Below are 17623 nucleotides of genomic sequence, written 5' to 3' on the forward strand. Positions count from 1 at the left end.
AGCGGACTAGGCAAGGCTTCTTTGCGTCGAAGGTCCAGCCGGGGATGAGGTACTGCATGACGACCGAATCGTCGCGCGAACCCAAGTCGTGTTCGACGTAGAGTTCGTGTGCTTTGGCCAGACGATCCTCGTCGATGGTGACACCGAGGCCAGGAGCAGTCGGCACCTGGATCTCGCCGTCGACGATCTTCAGCGGATCGCGGGTGAGCTCCTGGCCGTCCTGCCAGATCCAGTGCGTGTCGAGTGCCGTGATCTTGCCGGGAGCCGCGGCTCCGACATGGGTGAACATCGCCAGGGACACGTCGAAGTGGTTGTTCGAGTGCGAACCCCACGTCAACCCGAAATCGTGGCACAGCTGCGAGACCCGGTGGGAGCCGGACATCGTCCAGAAGTGCGGGTCAGCAAGCGGAATGTCCACGGCGTTGGTCCGGATCGCGTGCGCCATCTCCCGCCAATCAGTGGCGATCATGTTCGTCGCCGTCCGCAGGCCCGTGGCTCGGCGGAATTCCGCCATGGTCTCCCGACCGGAGAACCGACCCTCGGGACCGACAGGGTCCTCCGCATAGGCGACGACGCCGTTCATCGCCTTGCCGTATTCGATGGCATCGTCGAGCAGCCAGCCGCCGTTCGGGTCGAGGGTGATCCGTGCGTCCGGAAACTCCCTGGCCAGTGCCGTGACGGTCTCGACCTCTGCCTCACCGGCGAGCACTCCGCCCTTGAGTTTGAAGTCCTTGAATCCGTATTTCGCCGAGGCGGCCCTCGCCAATTCAACGACTGCTGACGGGGTCAGCGCCTCCTCCCGACGCAGACGATCCCACCCGTCCGCATCCGGTTCGCGCAGGTAGTCGAGATCGGTGGCATCGGGATTGCCGACATAGAAGAGGTACCCGAGCATCGGCACAGCATCCCGCTGTTGCCCCGCGGCCAACAGGTCCGCCACCGGCAGGCCGAGGAACTGACCGTGCAGGTCGAGCAGCGCCGATTCGATCGCGGCCGTGGCATGGACGCCCACCCGCAGGTCGAAGGTCTGATTGCCCCGCCCACCGGCGTCGACGGCAGCGAATCGCTGGTGCAGCTCGGAGACGATCCGATTGACCTGAGCCACCCGGCGACCGGCGAGTTCACGCCCGGCCTCTTCGATGGCGGCCTTGATGTTCTCGCCGCCGGGCACTTCACCGAGCCCCGTCCGACCATCGCTGTCGGTGATGAGGACGATATTGCGGGTGAAGTAGGGCCCGTGTGCACCGGAGAGGTTGAGCAGCATCGAGTCGCGGCCTGCGACCGGCACGACCCGCACCGATGCGATGGTCGGGGTGGCGACCTGCGTCTGTGTCGTCATCGACGTTCCCCTCATGATCCGGCCGCACCCGTCCCGCTGAGGACGGCTCCAGCCTGGTCCGGAGTCGTCACCACACCGTCGACCATCTGCACGACCGACCACGGATTGTCGTCGGCGATCGGTTCGGGCAGCAGTCCAACCGGCACCGACTGGTAGGCGACGGGGCGGAGGAATCGATCGATGGCAAGCGACCCCACCGACGTCGTGCCCGGTGCGGAGGTGGCCGGGAACGGTCCGCCATGAACCATAGCGTGTCCGACCTCCACTCCTGTCGGCCATCCGTTGAACAGGATCCGACCGCTCAGGTCCTCGAGGACGGGCAGCAGCCGTCCGGCCGCCTCGGTGTCGGCGTCGGTGGCATGGATCGTCGTCGTCAGCTGGCCTTCGATCCCGGTGAGGGTGTCGAGCAGATCATCGATTCCGTCATAGCGGACCAGCACCGAGGCGGCTCCGAAGATCTCCTCACTGAGCACCTCGTTCTCCCGCACGGCCGCCGAGGTGGCGGTGAAGACGACCGGGGCGGGGGCGTTCTGGCCCTCCCCCACGGTTCCCGTACCCACCGTGGACACGTCGTCCTGTGAACTGAGCGCGGCCACGCCGCGGTCGAACGCCTCGGCGATCGAAGGAGTGAGCATGGTCTGCCCGGTCTGCTGGGCGATCAGCTGCCCGACCGCCTCGGCGAAGGCATCTCCGTCGGCACCGGTCGGGACCAGCACGAGCCCGGGTGCGGTGCACAGCTGTCCGCTCGAACCGGTCAGCGAGGTGATGAACTGTTCGGCCACGACGCGTGCCCCGTCACCTGCCAGCGCACCGTCGAGCAGGATGACCGGGTTGACCGAGCTCATCTCCGCATAGACGGGAATGGGGACCTTCCGGGCCTGCGCGGTCGACTGCAGGGCCAGTCCACCGGACCGGGATCCGGTGAAGCCGACGGCGGCGACCCGGGAATCGGCGACGAGCCTCTGCCCGACCGAGGATCCCGGTCCGAAGACGAGGGAGAACACTCCGGGGTGCAGACCGTTGGCGGTGACCGCCTCGGCGATGGCCCGGCCGACGATCTCCCCGGTTCCGGGATGGGCGTTGTGGGCTTTGACGACGACGGGGCAGCCGGCGGCGAGCGCGGAGGCGGTGTCACCGCCGGCGACGGAGAAGGCGAGCGGGAAGTTGCTGGCGCCGAAGACGACGACAGGGCCGACCGGGACCTTGCGCTGCCGGATGTCCAGCCGCGGTGCCGGGGTACGGTCCGGCTGGGCGGGGTCGATGCGGGAGGCGTGGAAGTTCCCGGTCCGGACCACCTCGGCGAAGAGTCGCAGCTGTCCGACTGTACGGCCGACTTCACCGGTCAGCCGTGCCGAGGGCAGCCCGGTCTCGGACATGGCACGGTCGACGATCGCTTCGCGCACGGCTTCGATGTTGTCCGCGATCGTCTCGAGGAAGGCGGCGCGCTGGGTCGGCGTGGTCGCCCGGTAGCTGGCGAATGCCTGCGCAGCGGCATCGACGGCGGCGTCGACCTGTGCTTCGTCGAGGAACGTGTAGTCGGGGGTCAGGGTCTGCCCGGTGCTCGGGTCGACGGCGTTGGTGGTGGCGCCGTTGCCGGTGACCGGGTCCCCGGCGATGAGGGAGAGTCCAGTGAGCGCGGTCATGAGTGTCAGGCTCCGATCTTGATCTCGGTGTTGGGGCGGATCTTCGCTGCGTCGATGAGGCCGGCGAGGTCGGCGACGTCCTGGTCGCTGAGGCTGTGCAGCGGTGGGCGCACGGGTCCGGCGTCGCGGCCGATGGCTTTGAGCCCGCCCTTGACGATGGAGACTCCGTAGCCCTTGCCGCGGTCGCGGATGTCGAGGTAGGGCAGGACGAAGCGGTTGAGCTTCTCGGTCACGGCCTCGCGGTTCTGGGCGCGGACGTCGGCGTAGAAGTCGAGGGCGAATTCGGGGACGAAGTTGAACATCGCCGAGGAGTAGGTGCTCATGCCCAGCTGCAGCAGCGGCAGGGCGAAGGTCTCGGCGGTGGGCAGTCCGCCGAGGTAGAAGAGGCGGTCGCCGTTCTTCGCGTAGACCTTCGTGAGGTGTTCGATGTCGCCGATGGCGTCCTTGAACCCGATGAAGTTCGCGTGGTTGTCGGCGAGCCGGGCGACGGTGTCGGCGGAGTAGATGGCGTTGGCGCGGTTGTAGACGATGACGCCGATGCTGGTGGCTTCGCAGATCGCGGCGACGTGTTCGTAGAGACCGTCCTGGTCGCATTCGGTGAGGTAGGGCGGGAGGACGAGGACGCCTTCAGCTCCTGCGGCTTCGGCATCGCGGACGTTGCGGACGGCCTGGACGGTGGGACCGCTCGCGGAGGCCAGGACCGGAACCTCGGGACGAGAGGAGGAGACGGCGAGTTCGACGACACGAGCCGCCTCGTCGGGGCTGAGGCTGAATCCCTCTCCGGTGCCGCCCGCGGCGAAGAGACCGGCGACGTCGTAGCTGGACTGCCATTCGATGTGGCTGCGGTAGCCGGCCTCGTCGAGGCTGAGGTCTGAGTTGAACGCCGTCGCAGGGAATGACAGCAGTCCGTTCTTGAGGTGAGCTGCCAGGTCCTGTGGGGAGAATTGAGCCATTGTGGTTCCTTTGCTGACTACTTCGATGGAGTGATTCGGAAGCGACTCTAGGTCGCCCGATGATGCCTGTCTAAGGCCCATACGATATCGACTCATGCACTAAAGGTATTGGTCAGATGTGGCAAAGACCGATGTTATTGACTCGGCACTTGACTCACCTGACGTCGGCCGATGACCGGGTGAGAGCACATCCGAATCGGCACGAATGAGGAGCTTCAATGGCGTACACCCCTGACGCGATCAAGACGATCACCCTGTCATCGATTCGATTGCCGTTGGCGGTGCCGATCTCCGATGCCAAGGTCTTCACGGGTCGACAGAAACCGATGACCGAAGTGGCGATGCTCTTCGCCGAGATCACCACCACCGAGGGACATTCTGGGATCGGGTTCAGCTATTCGAAGCGCGGAGGCGGTCCAGCTCAGTACGCTCACGCGAAGGAGATCGCCGAGGCGGCCCTGGGCGAGGATCCCAATGACATCGCCAAGCTCTATACGAAGCTGCTGTGGGCCGGCGCTTCGGTGGGACGGTCGGGCCTGGCCACTCAGGCACTCGCCGCGATCGACGTCGCGCTCTACGATCACAAGGCGAAGCGGGCAGAGCTGCCGCTCGCGAAGTTCCTCGGCAGCCATCGCGATTCCGTGCGCACCTACAACACCTCCGGCGGGTTCCTCAACGCCTCGATCGACGAGGTGAAGGAGCGTGCATCGAAGTCGCTGGAAGATGGCATCGGCGGAATCAAGATCAAGGTCGGCCTGCCCGACAGCGCCGAAGATCTCCGCCGAGTCAGCGCAGTGCGCGAGCACATCGGCGATGCTCCCCTCATGGTCGACGCAAACCAGCAGTGGGATCGAGCGACGGCTCTGCGCATGGGCCGAACCCTCGACGAACTCGGACTGGTGTGGATCGAAGAGCCGCTGGATGCCTATGACGTCGAGGGCCATGCCCGCCTGACGAGAACCCTCGACACTCCCATCGCCACTGGTGAGATGCTCAGCTCGGTGGCTGAGCATCGGGCACTCATCGACGCTCGGGCCTGCGACATCGTCCAGCCCGATGCCCCACGAGTCGGAGGAATCACCCAGTTCATGCGCCTGCTCACCCTCGCCGATGAAGCGGGCCTCGATATCGCTCCGCACTTCGCTATGGAGATCCACCTCCACCTCGCGGCCTGCTACCCGCGCGAGACCTGGGTCGAGCACTTCGACTGGCTCGATCCGCTGTTCAATGAACGTCTCGAGACCAAGGACGGTCGGATGATCGTCCCCGACCGCCCCGGACTCGGCATCACCCTGAGCGATCAGGCACGAGCCTGGACCGTCGACACCGTGACAATCGGCTGAAGGATTCCGACCACCATGTCTGCTGACAAACGCGCCCGCATCGTCGACATCAATCTCACTCCCGTCGCCTTCGCCGATCCCCCGCTGCTCAACGCCGTGGGAGTCCACGAACCCTTCGCCATCCGCACGATCATCGAGATCGTCACCGATACTGGCATGTACGGCCTAGGTGAAACCTACGGCGATGAGGCTCATCAGAACCGTCTCCAACTCGCCGCCGACGCTCTCAACGGCACCGACGTCTTCGACATCAACCGAGCTCGGGCCGCCGTCGACGAGGCGATGGCCGACGATTCCACCGCCGGCGGCCACGGTATGAGCGGAATGATCACCGATTCATCGACCCTCGACCGGGTCTTCTCCCCGTTCGAAGTCGCGCTGCTCGACCTGCAGGGAAAGATCCTCGGGGTTCCGGTCTCGGACCTCCTCGGCGGCCGGGTCCGCGATCGAGTCGATTTCAGCGGCTACCTGTTCTACAAGTGGGCAGGTCACCCTGGCCAGTCCGATGATCGCTGGGGCGAGGCGCTCGACCCTGAGGGGATTGTCCGCCAGGCCGAGAAGATGATCGCCGAGTACGGGTTCACAGCGCTCAAGCTCAAGGGCGGCGTCTTCCACCCGGACGAGGAGGCAGCAGCGATCGAAGCTCTCGCGGAACGTTTCCCAGATGTTCCCCTGCGTATCGACCCGAATGCGGCGTGGACGGTCGAGACCTCGCTTCGCATCGCCGAACGCCTCGACTCCACTCTCGAATACCTCGAGGATCCGACGCCGGGCGTCGAAGGCATGGCGGAAGTCCGCTCCAAGGCATCGATGCCGCTGGCGACGAACATGTGCGTGGTCGCATTCGCTCAGCTGCCGGACGCAGTGGCCGCAGGCAGCATCGACGTCATCCTCTCCGACCACCATTTCTGGGGCGGTCTGCGCCGGTCCACCATGCTGGCCGGCATCGCCGAGACCTTCGGAATGTCGCTGTCGATGCACTCGAATTCCCACCTGGGCATCAGTCTCGCAGCCATGCTGCATCTGGCCGGAGCAACGAAGAACATCGACTATGCCTGCGATACCCATTGGCCGTGGAAGAACCCCGAGGACGACGTCATCGTCGGCAACCCATTCAGCTTCGCAGGCGGCAGCGTCGAGGTGCCCACGCGGCCCGGGCTCGGAGTCGAATTGGATCGCGATCGACTTGCTCAGCTGCACCAGCGATACCTCGACTGCGGCATCAGAAATCGCGACGACACGGGATACATGCAGAAGTTCAACCCCGACTACAGTGCCGTGGCTCCACGCTGGTAACAGCAGAGGCCGCCGAAAGGACACATCTCACAATGAGTGCGAATAGCAACGACGCTGCCAGCACAGTCAGCTCAGACAGTTCACCCACAACCGGACCGAAGCGGCGCGGAATCCTCGGGAGCCTCCGCGAATTCGGACCCGGGATCATCGCCGTCCTCGCCATGATGGGCGCGGGCGACCTGGTGACCGCCTCGGTGTCGGGGTCGAACTACGGATACAACCTCATGTGGCTGCTTGCGGCCTCTCTGCTCATCCGCTTCGTCATCGTCAACATCATGGGCCGCTACCAGGTCCTCAACCTCAAGAACCAGTCCATCATCGAAGGCTACCGTGATGTCGCCCGGTGGTATCCATGGGCGATCGGGATCGCCGCCGTCATCAGCGGACACCTGCTCAACGGCTACATGGTCCGCGGAGCCGGCGAGGCTCTGGCCAGCATCTTCACAGTCGGGGACCCATTCCTGTGGTCGTGCATCCTCGTGGTCGGCAGCATCTTCGTCATCGGAAAGAACGTCTACAAGACGATCGAAAGCATCATGAAGCTGCTCCTGGCGATGATGACCGTCGTCTTCCTCGGGCTCGCGATCTACAGCGTGCCCGACGTCGGTGAGATCGTCCGCGGCACCATCGGCTTCGGCATCCCGGACAATACCGGGGCGATCGGCGTCTTCGCCGTGGCACTCTCCCTCATCGGCGCGGTCGCCGGTTCGATGGCGAACTTCCTCTACCCCTACTATGTTCGCGACAAGGGATGGCGTGGGGTCGGCTTCAAGAAGCTGCAGCGCAACGACATTCTGTTCGGAATCTCCTCGGCGATCGTCATCAGCCTCTCAATCTGGGTCGTCGGTGCCGAGATCCTTCGCCCGAACGGCATCCAGGTGACCAACCTCGACGACATCTCGCAGGCGCTGACGATCCACCTCGGCGCCGTCGGCGGAATCATCTTCTACCTCGGCGCATTCGGGATCCTCTACAGCAGCGTCGTCGGCTTCGCCAACGGATTCCCGAAGATCATCGTCGACTGCTTGCACATCATCGTGCCTGCCAGGCGCGAACGCTACGGCGATCACTTCGAAGACGACCCGTCCTTCAAGTGGTTCAGCCTCTTCATCCTCGTCTCTCCGATCATCTGGGCGTTCCCCGGAATGCCCGGATTCGTCACGATGGCAGTCTTCGTCACCGGACTCCAGGCGGTCGTCGTCCCGCTCGTCGCGATCGGTCTGCTCATCCTGGCGAATAAGAAGAGTCACTTCGGAGAGCATAAAGCGAACCTCTTCGAGAACATCATCCTCGTACTCACCACCCTGCTGACGATCTGGGTGACGGTCCAGGTCGTGATCGGCTGGTTCTAGACCGAGCCACATGCACAAACAGTTTGGCCCCGACATCGATTCGACGATGTCGGGGCCAAATTAGTGCTTCAGCTCGCCTGGACGGCGCTGACTACGTTGACGCGCGTTCAGTAGCTGCGGTTCAGATCGATTTCGGCTCTCAGCGTCTTCCCAGATGCGAATCGCTGCACGTTCTCCGCAACGAGGCTCGCAAAGTTATCTAACATCCGATTCCGCGGATTGGCGACATGCGGAGTGATGAGCACGTTGTCCATGCCCCACAGCGGATCCTGGGACGGCAGCGGCTCTGGGTCGAATACATCCAGTCCGGCTCCGCCGATGATCCGACGACGCAGCGCATCGGTCAGTGCCTCAGTATCAACGAGGTCTCCCCGGGCAATGTTGACGAGCACTCCAGGCGATCCGTCTCGTGGGTCAGTGCCCAGCGCGGCCAGCTGTTCTGCGCCGATGAGGCGCTGAGTCTCATCGGTCGATGCTCCTCCCAATACGGCATCATCGGCAGCCGCGAGCGCTTCATCGAGTTCTCGCGAGGTCACTGTCCGCTCTGCGCCGTCGACTTTTCGACCGGAACGGTTGATGGCGATCACTTTGGCCCCATGTGCCGTGAGCAGGGGAATCATCGAGCGTCCGATCGAGCCGGCTCCGACGATCGCGACGGTGCGTCCGCGAAGGGAACGAACGGTGCCCCAGGTCTGTTCTTTCAACCAGGAATCCGCCCGAGCATGCAGTGTGAATTGGCGCAGACAGCCCAGGAGCAGGGCCACTGCATGTTCAGCGACATCGGCACTGTACGCACCCACTGCTGAAGTCCACGTTCGTTGCGAATCGATCCGTCCTGATTCGATCCACGGCCTGACGCCAGCGGATTTGAGCTGAACCCATTGGATATTGCTCGGCAGGTCGCGTGGGAAGCCGGTCTGGTCCGATCCCGTCCAGATCAATGCTTGAGCATCGTCGAGCGAGGTGACGGCCGCACCAGCTGAGTGGAGCGCTTTTTCGAGGTATGTATTGGAAGTCGGCAGTACTGCCACTTTGAGAGTCATTTCAGCTCCAGGTTCGGTTTGGTTCTGCGGCGTTGGCTGTCGCAGACAAGAGGCCGGTACCAGCGTTGCTGGTACCGGCCTTGAGCGGAGTCGTTCAGCTGCCGACCTTGACGGCCATGACGGGTACATCCGCCTGCAGCAGAATCCGTTGTGCGGAGGAGCCCATGATGAACTTTCCGACCTGAGATCGCTTGCGCATCCCGATGACGATGAGGTCGACGGACCAGGCGTCTGCGGCTTCCAGCAGTGAGTCCACGACGTCATCCTCGTGGGCAAGGGTGAAGACTTCGACATCGACTCCCGCTTCTTCTGCCCGAGTCTTCACTGCTTCGAGGTCGGCGTCGTCCGCCACTGTGCCTTCGACGAGCGGGCCGCGTTTGCGTGAGTTCGCGATTCGCAGCTTCACTCCCCTCCAGTTCGCTTCTTTGATGGCCGCATCGACAGCGGCTTCTCCCGACGGGGAAGGAACGTATCCGACCAGAATGCTCATGACACGAGCTCCTTGCTCTTCGACTTGGCTTTGGCGTTGCCGAGCATCTTCTGAATGATCGGCAGGACGATGACGACCAGGAACACGAACAGGAGAGTGACCGTGATCGGGCGGGTGAATACCTCACCGAGGTTGCCTTCGAAGAGGATAAGCGAACGGCGAACGCTCGATTCGAGCAATTCGGCCAGCACGAACGCAAGGACAAGCGGTCCCGGTTCGAATCCGGCCTTCTTCATGAGGTATCCGATGACTCCGAACAGAACGACGAGTCCGACGTCGAAGACAGAATTCTTGATCGTGTAGGCACCGATCAGTGTGATGAGCACGGTGATCGGGGCGAGGATCGCCGGTCGGACGCTGAGGATCTTGACGAAGACGCCGATCAGCGGGATCGCCATGATGAGCAGCAGAATGTTGCCGATGTACATCGAGTTGACGACGCCCCAGAAGAGCTCCGGTTCGTCGGAGACCAGGAGAGGCCCTGGGGTGATCCCTTGGATGAGCAGAGCGCCGAACATCAGCGCCATGGTGGCATTGGCGGGAATACCGAGGCTCAGCAGCGGAATGAAGGACGACGTCGCTGCCGCGTTGTTCGCAGATTCAGGCCCCGCCACACCTTCGATTGCACCCTTGCCGAACCGCGAGGGATCTTTGGCGACCTTCTTCTCCACACCGTAAGCGGCCAAGGAGGAGATGGTGGCGCCACCACCGGGAAGAATGCCCAGCAGAAAGCCCAGGATCGATCCGCGTCCGATCGCTGGCGCGGACTGTTTGAGTTCACTCTTCGTCGGCCACACCCGTTTGGGTTTCTCAGGAGTCGCCATTGCCTTGTGGCGCTCTTCGAGGTTGTAGAGGATCTCGCCGAGGCCGAAGAGTCCCATAGCCACGGTCACGAAGTCGATGCCGTCGCTGAGGCTGAGGTTGTCGAAGGTGAATCGTTCGGTTCCGGTGAAGACATCGCGGCCGACCATCGCGAGGAAAACTCCGATGGCGGCGGCGATCAGCGCCTTGACCTTGTTTCCAGAGCTGATGGTTGCAACCAAGGTGACGCCGAGGAGCGACAGTGCCGCATACTCGGGCGGTCCGAAATCAAGCGCGAAGCCGGCAATCAGCGGAGCCAGGAAAGTCAGCCCGAGGATCGCTGCAGTTCCACCGATGAATGAACCGATGGCGGCCACACCGAGAGCCGCTCCCGCACGTCCCTGTTTGGCCATTTGAAAGCCATCGAAGACAGTGACGACAGCGCTGGCTTCACCGGGCAGTCGCAGCAGCACCGAGGTGATCGTGCCTCCATACTGTGCGCCGTAGAAGATACCGGCGAGCATGATGATGGCAGTGACCGGCTCGATGCCGAAGGTCATCGGCAGAAGGATGGCCATTGTCGCGGCGGGTCCGAGCCCAGGCAGCACACCGATGAGCATGCCTACGAGGACGCCGATGAAGCAGTACAGAAGGTTTCCGGGTTCGAGGACGGTGCCGAACCCTTCGAGGACCGGAGTGAATATGTCCATGTGTTCGTCCTCCTCAGAAGAGATGCGGCAGCTGGGTGCGCAGCGCCACGACGAAGATGAGATAGAAGGCTACGACGGTCAAGACCGAGTAGAGGATCGCTGATCGCCAAGACTCCCCGCCCAGCCACTTCATCCAGACGAAGGAAAGAAGCAGCGCGGGAATCTCGAATCCGATCAGGGGAAGCGCGGCAACGAACACGAGGAGACTGATGACTCCCCATACGACCGTGACCGAGTAGCGGCTGAACTTCTCACCGTCGCCGCCCCGGCGACCCAGTACCATCTGGGCCGCCGAGAGGACTGTCGTGATCAGTGAGATGACGAAGGGGAAGAAGCCCGGAGCCGGGTCGGTCAGACTGCCGAGGGAGAGGTTCAGCGATAACACCATTCCGGCGATGCCGAAGGCCAGAGTCAGCGCACACGCAACGAGGTTGGCGATCCCTCCGGCGGGCTCGGGAGCCTCTTCCTCCCAAAGTGCGAGGAGCTCCTCGGGAGTCTCTGCGTCATCGCTCACGGCCTGAACGTCTGACCGGGCGTCACTGCTATCGGACGTGTCCACGGCCAGCCGATCAGTCTGCGAGGTCGATGTCATATTCGTCAACCAACTTCTTGTAGCGGTCAGCCAGGTCGGCCCATTCGGCGGCAACCTCGTCGCCGGAGATCTCCTTCGGCGTCAGCAGGTTCTTCTCGTTGAACTCCTTGTAGGCGTCCGTTTCGAAGGTGGCCTTGAACGACTTGTCGAGACGCTCCACGACGGCGTCCGGGGTGTCCTTCGGCGCCACTACTGCCCGATACTGAGAGACCGGGATGTCGTAGCCTTCTTCGGTCGCCGTCGGAACGTCCTTGAGGAATTTGTTCCGCTCTTCGGAGAAGACCATGATCGGCACGAGTTTGCCGGCGTCGATGTGCGGTTTCGCCTCACCGAGCTGGACCGTCGAGACATTCACCTGGTTTCCGAGAGTCGCAGTCACTGCAGGTGCTCCAGAGTCGAACGGAACCTCTTTGAAGTCGGTGTCGATCTGCGCCAGCAGCAGACTCTGAGCCAGCTGCGAACCGGTCCCGACGCCCGCCGTGCCGAACGAAAGCTTCTTGTCGCTCTTCTTGATGTCATCGACCGACTTCACCCCGGCATCAGGGTTGGCGACCATGACGTAGTCATCCTGAGAGACACCGGTGATGACCTCGAAGTCGTCGATGCTCACAGCTTCGTCTTCGCCGACGGCCAACGGCGTAATCGTGATGAGCGAAGCGTTGAGAGTTGCGAGGTTGTAGCCATCCGGCTTGGCCGCCTGGACTTCCTTGGCCGCCAGCGTGCCATTGGCACCGGGCTTATTGATCACCGGCATGGCCTGCCCGAGGTCGGACGAAGCACCATCCGCCAGCGCGCGGGCGATGAGGTCCGTGGACCCTCCGGCTGCCGCTCCGACAGTGATGGAGACTTCCTTCGTCGGATAGTCCTCTTCACCCCCGCCACCTGCGGCTACGTTGCCGCCACATGCTGAGAGAGCGAGGGCCACCACTGAGCCCAGGGCCAGCGGCCCGACGACTCGTTTGGAGATGTTCTGCATTTTCTGGTCCACTCCTTTTCCAGCTCGTTCGATACCTCTGCGTATCTGTTGAGCACTTCGGAATGAGCCTAAGAAGCGTCAATAATATTGTCTATGATGATATCTGCATGAAGTAATGCTCGAAAGGTATTGTCATTCCATGTACACATTGGATCAGGTTCGGTGTTTCGTTGCAGTCGCCGAACACCTGCATTTCGGCAGAGCTGCCGAAGCCCTCTCGATGACGCAACCTCCGTTGAGCCGGCAGATCCAGAAGCTGGAACGGTTCGTCGGAGTCGACCTTCTCGAAAGAGACAACAAACGCGTCACCCTCACCGCGGCTGGTGAGGCTTTTCTCGACAATGCCCAAGTGCTGTTGGCCATGGCCGACCGAGCCCCGCAGGATGCGCGTCGTATTGCCTCCGGACAATGGGGGCGACTGAGTATCGGCTTCACAGCGGCCAGCGGATTCGGCATTCTCGGCAGCCTGGTCACTGCCATCGAGGAGAACTTCCCCGGGATCGATCTCGATCTCTATGAGATGGTCACCGGAGAACAGTTGGAGAATCTCGCAGAGGGCCGCATCGACCTTGGCCTGGGTCGGTCGGACACGACCCCCAGTTTCATCAACTCAGAACTGCTGCTGGCCGAACGGCTGCTCCTCGCCATCCCGGACGGGCACCATCTGATGGACTTGGAGCGGCCACTGCGCAAGGACGACGTCACCGGGGAGCCACTCATCATGCATTCGGCGACGAAGGCGACGTCCTTCTACGACCTCATCATTCGTCACTTCCCGATCGACCATCACATGGTGAAGCATTCGATCAGTCAGGTACTTACGATGATCAACCTCGTCGCCGACAATCACGGACTGGCCTTCGTCCCGGAGTCGGCATCGCTCGTCAGTGTGCCCGGAGTGCACTTCCGGCCTTTTGAGGATCTGCCCGAAGAGATCGTCGAGCTCAAGGCGATGTGGAACGCCCAATCGAAGAACCCCGCCCTGCAACAGGTCATCTCCCTCCTCCGCTCCTAACCCCTCTTACTACCTGACGGCGGCCCAGATACCTCGCTCGAGGTTGCTGGGCCGCCGTCAGGTAGTAATTGGGGAAAGTTTCATCCCCGGGCTGCGCCCAGATCCTCGCGGAAGGCTCGGCCCGCCGCACCCAAATCACCACATGAGGTGATGAAACGGAAGCCCTGTTCCTTGCGCAGCTTCGCCTCCTCGCCGTTTCCGCAGTGGATTCCCGGGACCACTCCGGCAGCGTCGGCGGCCGAACGAATTCGCACGAGCGCCTCGGCGTGGGCCTCATTCGGCTGGCCGGGCAGTGCGCCGACGGCGAACGCGAGGTCGGCCGGACCGACATAGACTCCGTCGATTCCCGGCACGGCGCAGATGTCCTCGACCGCGGCTAGGCCCTCCTCGTTCTCGATCATGACGAACAGCAGAGGCCTCTCGTCCCGAGTGTCCTGCACGGCGTCGTGCATGATCTCGTACGTCGGCCCCCACGAACGATCCCCGCCCCGCGAGGGATAGTCGAGCGCAGCCACGGCGGCCTGCGCCTCGTCGACCGAGGAAACGAGCGGGACGATGATCGCCTCGACTCCGGCGTCGGCGAGCGCCCCGATCTCCGTGAATCGGTTCGCCGCGACCCGCGCCGTCACGAGCGCGTCCCCGCTGGCACGCACCGCATCGGTCAGCCGCAGCACGTCGGTCGGCCGCACCAGCCCGTGCTGCAGATCGAGGCAGACATAGTCGAACCCGGCCGCCGCCCCGATCTTCGCCAGCTCCGGACTCGTCGACATCATCCACAGTCCGTTGTAGATCTCGCCCGCGCGCAGGCGGGCCCGATGATTCTCAATCGCAGCAGTCATGACTGCATCGAATCACGGAATCCCGCCCGGCCACCAGAGGTGCCCGATATCCGGATGAACCTCGCCGAGGCGGCCCACCCTTACGAACGATTCATCGATTCCTTCGCCGAGGCGGCCCCGACCATCCGTACTAGGGATCCTCCCGCACGGAACGTCGTCCCACCTCGGCGAGGGGAATCATTCGGCAGGGCTGTCTTCGAGGAGGGGGCCGATGACTCGGTGGCGGGCGATGACGAACGGGGCGCTGGACCCGACCTCGATGAGTTCGAGGTCGAGGCGGCGCGGCAGCAGCGGCCGTCCCTTGCCGAGGACCACCGGCGCGGTCCAGGTGATGATCTCGTCGAGGAGTCCCTCGTCGGCGAACTGCCCGGCGAGGTCGCCGCCGCCCATCACCCACAGGTCACGGTCGCCGGTGGCGGTGCACATTTCGAAATAGTGGTCAGAGACCGATCCCTTGGCGAATCGGATATCGGGGGTCTTCCCGTCCGTCCCGGCTTCGGGCAGGCCGAGCTTCCGGTGAGTCATCACCCAGGCGGGAACCTCGTAGGGCCACGGGCCATCGAGGTTGCGCAGCACCCATTCGTACGTCGTGGCCCCCATGACGACGGCTCCGACGCCATCGATGAACCCGTCATCCGGCGGTTCTTCGGTCTGGCGCAGCAGCCATTCGAGCGAGTCATTCGGGTCGGCGATGAACCCGTCGAGCGTGGTCGCGGTGTAGTAGACGGTACGTGCCACGGGCAGTCTCCTCCTGAGTCGGTCTCCCTTTCATCCTATGGGGCCTCCTGCCGAGGGTGCCGCGCGGCAGGGCACTTTTTGCAGCGCAGGCCGATGCAGGTGAGTGCCTCTCACCAGCTCGGTGAAACTGCAGCAGCTCGGCCCCTGGGCCAATCTGCTGTAGTTTCACCAAGCCGAGGCCGGCCGCGGAGTGGCAACCACCCAGACGATCAGCCGAAACCTAGCCTCAAACCTCCCCGGTCCGCAGCGCCTCGGCGATGTACTCGGCCTGCCGGATCGCGAGCGCCACGATCGTCAGGGTCGGGTTCGCCGCGGCACCGGTGGTGAAGACCGATCCGTCGGAGATGAAGAGGTTCTTCACGTCGTGGGTCCGACCCCATTTGTCGACGACTCCGTCTTCGGGCCGTTCGCTCATCCGCGCGGTGCCGAGGTTGTGTGTCGACGGGTACGGCGGAGTGTGGTGGGAGGTCTGCGCTCCGACCGCCTCGTAGACTCTCTGACCTGCGGCGTAGGCGTGTTCGCGCATCGCGAGGTCATTGGCGTGGTCGTCGTAGTGGACGTTGGGCACGGGCAGTCCGTTCGTGTCCTTGACCGTCGTATTCAGCGTCACCCGGTTGTTCTCCTGCGGCATGTCCTCGCCGACGATCCACATTCCCGCGGTGTTGAGGTACCGGTCGAGCAGCGCCGCGAAGTCCGGTCCCCACCCGCCGGGTTCGACGAAGGAGGCCATGAATGCCGGGCCCAGCGAGATCGTCTCCATGTAGTAACCACCGGAGAATCCGCGGTCGGGATCATGGATCGACTCGTCGGCGATGACTCCGGCCATCGTCTCCCCGCGGTACATCCGAACGGGCTTGTCGAAGTGACCCCAGACAGTGCCGGTCAGGTGGCGCATATAGTTCCGTCCCACATGGCCGGAGGAATTCGCCAACCCGTCGGGGAAGGACGGTGTGCCGGACAGCAGAAGCAGCCTCGACGTCTCGATCGAGTTGCCGGCCACGCACACGAGCTTCGCAGCCTGACGGTGCAGGCTGCCGTCCTTGTCGAGGTAGAGGACGGCGTCGGCGCGACCGTTCGCATCGTGTGTGATCTGCACTGCCTGGGACTCGGGTCGAAGGTCGAGGAGACCGGTGTCCGCAGCCCGCGGCAGCTCTCTGACCAGGGTCGACCATTTGGATCTGTTCTTATCGCCCTGGAAGTTGAAGCCGTCCTGGATGGAGGCGGGCCGGCCGTCGTACTCTTCGGCGTTCGTGGCGTACGGGCCGGTGGCGTAGAACTTGTAGCCGACCTCCTTCGCCCCTCCGGCGAAGACCTTGTAGTTGTTGTTCGCCGGCAGCGGTGGGCGCCCGTGGACATGGGTCGATCCCATCGCCTTCTCGGCCCGGTCGTAGTACGGGGCCATCTCCTCGAGCGTGATCGGCCAGTCGAGGAGGTTGGCGCCGTCGATTCGGCCGTAGACGCTGCGGGCCTTGAACTCGTGATTCTTGAAGCGTGGGGTCGCGCCCGACCAGTGGGTCGTCGTCCCGCCCACGGCCTTGACGATCCAGGCCGGCAGGTTCGGGAAGTCGCGGGCGATCCGCCACGATCCCGTCGTCGTCCGGGGATCGAGCCAGGCCATCTGGTTGAAGGCTTCCCATTCGTTGTTGACGTAGTCCTCGTTGCGCAGATACGGCCCGGCCTCGAGCACGACGACGGGAATGCCCTTCGCCGTGAGTTCGTAGGCCAGGGTTCCGCCGCCAGCACCGGAGCCGACGATGACGACGGCCTCCTCGTCCGGGTCGACGCTGAAACCTGTCACGCTGCGGCCTGCGGTCTGGCCCTGCCCTGCGTTCTGGTCCTGTGCCATCACTTCTTCACCTCACCCATGTCGGCGCTCTGCGGCGCGGGCTGATTGGTCGATTCGTCACCGGCGGCGCTGCCGCTGCGGGCACCCGCAACCCCGTCGCCGAGTTCGGGAATCGGCTCATCCTCGGGGTAGACGATCCGCGGTTCGGGCAGCCAGTCGAGGTCGTCGAACCCGCGGTTGATGTAGCCGCCCTTGTCGAATGACGGCCCCTCGTAGCCGAGCGTCTCCCACACCTCGACATCGTCGTAGAGGTTGAGCACGGCGGTGCGGCGGACGAAGCCGAAGAATTCGGTGGACTCGACTCGGCGCAGCACCTTGAGCGCGGAATCGTCATCGAGTCCGCAGAAGTTCCCGTCGGAGAGCTGATCCAATGACAGAAGCCCTTGGATCAGGGCGACTCGGAACCAGGTCTCTTCGTCGGCGGCGATGAGGATCTTCTCCGCGGTGCGCACATACGGTCCGTCGGGGAAGTCTGCGTGCGGGAACGCCACGCGCAGCACGCGGATGAGGGTCTGCTTCGCCTCATCCGTCATCTCCATCGCATTCAGCGATGGGTATTTTGCAGGGAATGCCATCGGATGCTCCTTTGCTCCACTCGGCCGGCGGCATCGACGCACGCCCGCCACTGTCCTGACATGAGCAACCTA

The 17623-nt window shown here is 63.6% G+C and carries 16 protein-coding genes; 4 read left to right on the forward strand and 12 right to left on the reverse strand.

The annotated features are described in order from the left end of the window. The 3 genes from BEP01S_RS01700 to BEP01S_RS01710 form a co-directional block, all read right to left on the reverse strand. Positions 1-1339 (reverse strand): enolase C-terminal domain-like protein (locus BEP01S_RS01700; RefSeq protein WP_062239923.1); only part of this gene is annotated, 1339 nt, incomplete at its 3' end. Between the two features lie 11 nt (positions 1340-1350). After that, positions 1351-2982, reverse strand: coding sequence for an aldehyde dehydrogenase (NADP(+)) (locus BEP01S_RS01705; protein WP_062239926.1), 1632 nt, complete (start codon positions 2980-2982; stop codon positions 1351-1353). 5 nt (positions 2983-2987) lie between these two features. Further along, a complete protein-coding gene (locus BEP01S_RS01710) occupies positions 2988-3935 on the reverse strand; it encodes a 5-dehydro-4-deoxyglucarate dehydratase (RefSeq protein ID WP_062239929.1) in 948 nt (315 codons plus the stop codon). Positions 3936-4153: 218 nt separating this feature from the next. Between BEP01S_RS01710 and BEP01S_RS01715 the strand changes: the two genes are divergently transcribed. The 3 genes from BEP01S_RS01715 to BEP01S_RS01725 are packed head-to-tail and all read left to right on the forward strand — an operon-like array spanning position 4154 to position 7926. Continuing rightward, positions 4154-5278 (forward strand): L-talarate/galactarate dehydratase, encoded by a 1125-nt coding sequence (locus BEP01S_RS01715; protein WP_062239932.1) that lies wholly within the window; start codon positions 4154-4156, stop codon positions 5276-5278. 15 nt (positions 5279-5293) lie between these two features. Continuing rightward, the gene (locus BEP01S_RS01720; RefSeq protein ID WP_062239935.1) at positions 5294-6574 is read left to right on the forward strand and encodes a glucarate dehydratase family protein; all 1281 of its coding nucleotides are present in this window, start codon (positions 5294-5296) and stop codon (positions 6572-6574) included. A 32-nt stretch (positions 6575-6606) separates the two neighbouring features. Further along, complete coding sequence (locus BEP01S_RS01725; protein WP_082819228.1) at positions 6607-7926, forward strand: Nramp family divalent metal transporter; 1320 nt, start codon at positions 6607-6609, stop codon at positions 7924-7926. 107 nt (positions 7927-8033) lie between these two features. On the opposite strand, the gene BEP01S_RS01730 is transcribed toward BEP01S_RS01725, so the two are convergent. From BEP01S_RS01730 to BEP01S_RS01750, 5 genes are all read right to left on the reverse strand, one after another. Continuing rightward, positions 8034-8969, reverse strand: coding sequence for a D-isomer specific 2-hydroxyacid dehydrogenase family protein (locus BEP01S_RS01730; RefSeq protein WP_062239939.1), 936 nt, complete (start codon positions 8967-8969; stop codon positions 8034-8036). A gap of 94 nt (positions 8970-9063) precedes the next feature. After that, positions 9064-9459, reverse strand: coding sequence for a universal stress protein (locus tag BEP01S_RS01735; RefSeq protein ID WP_062239942.1), 396 nt, complete (start codon positions 9457-9459; stop codon positions 9064-9066). Continuing rightward, positions 9456-10970: a tripartite tricarboxylate transporter permease gene (locus tag BEP01S_RS01740; protein WP_062239945.1), complete on the reverse strand. Its 1515-nt coding sequence runs from the start codon at positions 10968-10970 to the stop codon at positions 9456-9458. Before BEP01S_RS01740 ends, BEP01S_RS01735 begins: the two co-directional genes overlap by 4 nt. Positions 10971-10983: 13 nt before the next feature. After that, a complete protein-coding gene (locus BEP01S_RS01745) occupies positions 10984-11484 on the reverse strand; it encodes a tripartite tricarboxylate transporter TctB family protein (protein WP_062240805.1) in 501 nt (166 codons plus the stop codon). A 55-nt stretch (positions 11485-11539) separates the two neighbouring features. Continuing rightward, positions 11540-12538, reverse strand: a complete 999-nt coding sequence (locus BEP01S_RS01750; RefSeq protein WP_062239947.1) for a Bug family tripartite tricarboxylate transporter substrate binding protein — start codon at positions 12536-12538, stop codon at positions 11540-11542. 139 nt (positions 12539-12677) lie between these two features. Between BEP01S_RS01750 and BEP01S_RS01755 the strand changes: the two genes are divergently transcribed. Continuing rightward, positions 12678-13553 carry a LysR family transcriptional regulator gene (locus tag BEP01S_RS01755; RefSeq protein WP_062239950.1) on the forward strand — a complete coding sequence of 292 codons (876 nt, stop codon included), beginning with the start codon at positions 12678-12680 and terminating at the stop codon, positions 13551-13553. An 80-nt stretch (positions 13554-13633) separates the two neighbouring features. On the opposite strand, the gene BEP01S_RS01760 is transcribed toward BEP01S_RS01755, so the two are convergent. The 4 genes from BEP01S_RS01760 to BEP01S_RS01775 all read right to left on the reverse strand — a co-directional run bounded on the left by BEP01S_RS01760 (position 13634) and on the right by BEP01S_RS01775 (position 17551). Next, a complete protein-coding gene (locus BEP01S_RS01760; protein ID WP_062239953.1) occupies positions 13634-14392 on the reverse strand; it encodes an HpcH/HpaI aldolase family protein in 759 nt (252 codons plus the stop codon). A 177-nt stretch (positions 14393-14569) separates the two neighbouring features. Next, positions 14570-15130 (reverse strand): dihydrofolate reductase family protein, encoded by a 561-nt coding sequence (locus BEP01S_RS01765; RefSeq protein ID WP_062239956.1) that lies wholly within the window; start codon positions 15128-15130, stop codon positions 14570-14572. 226 nt (positions 15131-15356) lie between these two features. Then, the gene (locus BEP01S_RS01770; RefSeq protein WP_062239958.1) at positions 15357-16976 is read right to left on the reverse strand and encodes a GMC family oxidoreductase; all 1620 of its coding nucleotides are present in this window, start codon (positions 16974-16976) and stop codon (positions 15357-15359) included. Then, entirely contained in the window at positions 16976-17551 is a 576-nt protein-coding gene (locus tag BEP01S_RS01775) for a hypothetical protein (RefSeq protein WP_062239961.1), read from the reverse strand. The genes BEP01S_RS01770 and BEP01S_RS01775 overlap by 1 nt, the downstream gene beginning before the upstream one ends. Positions 17552-17623 lie beyond the last annotated feature (72 nt).

Origin of the sequence: Brevibacterium epidermidis NBRC 14811, assembly GCF_001570805.1 — a bacterium.
Taxonomy (GTDB): Bacteria; Actinomycetota; Actinomycetes; order Actinomycetales; family Brevibacteriaceae; genus Brevibacterium; species Brevibacterium epidermidis.

Coding starts and splice junctions, on each gene's coding strand:
- BEP01S_RS01705 (WP_062239926.1), bottom strand. CDS start 2,982: ATGACCGCGCTCACTGGACTCTCCCTCATCGCCGGGGACCCGGTCACC.
- BEP01S_RS01710 (WP_062239929.1), bottom strand. CDS start 3,935: ATGGCTCAATTCTCCCCACAGGACCTGGCAGCTCACCTCAAGAACGGA.
- BEP01S_RS01715 (WP_062239932.1), top strand. CDS start 4,154: ATGGCGTACACCCCTGACGCGATCAAGACGATCACCCTGTCATCGATT.
- BEP01S_RS01720 (WP_062239935.1), top strand. CDS start 5,294: ATGTCTGCTGACAAACGCGCCCGCATCGTCGACATCAATCTCACTCCC.
- BEP01S_RS01725 (WP_082819228.1), top strand. CDS start 6,607: ATGAGTGCGAATAGCAACGACGCTGCCAGCACAGTCAGCTCAGACAGT.
- BEP01S_RS01730 (WP_062239939.1), bottom strand. CDS start 8,969: ATGACTCTCAAAGTGGCAGTACTGCCGACTTCCAATACATACCTCGAA.
- BEP01S_RS01735 (WP_062239942.1), bottom strand. CDS start 9,459: ATGAGCATTCTGGTCGGATACGTTCCTTCCCCGTCGGGAGAAGCCGCT.
- BEP01S_RS01740 (WP_062239945.1), bottom strand. CDS start 10,970: ATGGACATATTCACTCCGGTCCTCGAAGGGTTCGGCACCGTCCTCGAA.
- BEP01S_RS01750 (WP_062239947.1), bottom strand. CDS start 12,538: ATGCAGAACATCTCCAAACGAGTCGTCGGGCCGCTGGCCCTGGGCTCA.
- BEP01S_RS01755 (WP_062239950.1), top strand. CDS start 12,678: ATGTACACATTGGATCAGGTTCGGTGTTTCGTTGCAGTCGCCGAACAC.
- BEP01S_RS01760 (WP_062239953.1), bottom strand. CDS start 14,392: ATGACTGCTGCGATTGAGAATCATCGGGCCCGCCTGCGCGCGGGCGAG.
- BEP01S_RS01770 (WP_062239958.1), bottom strand. CDS start 16,976: ATGGCACAGGACCAGAACGCAGGGCAGGGCCAGACCGCAGGCCGCAGC.
- BEP01S_RS01775 (WP_062239961.1), bottom strand. CDS start 17,551: ATGGCATTCCCTGCAAAATACCCATCGCTGAATGCGATGGAGATGACG.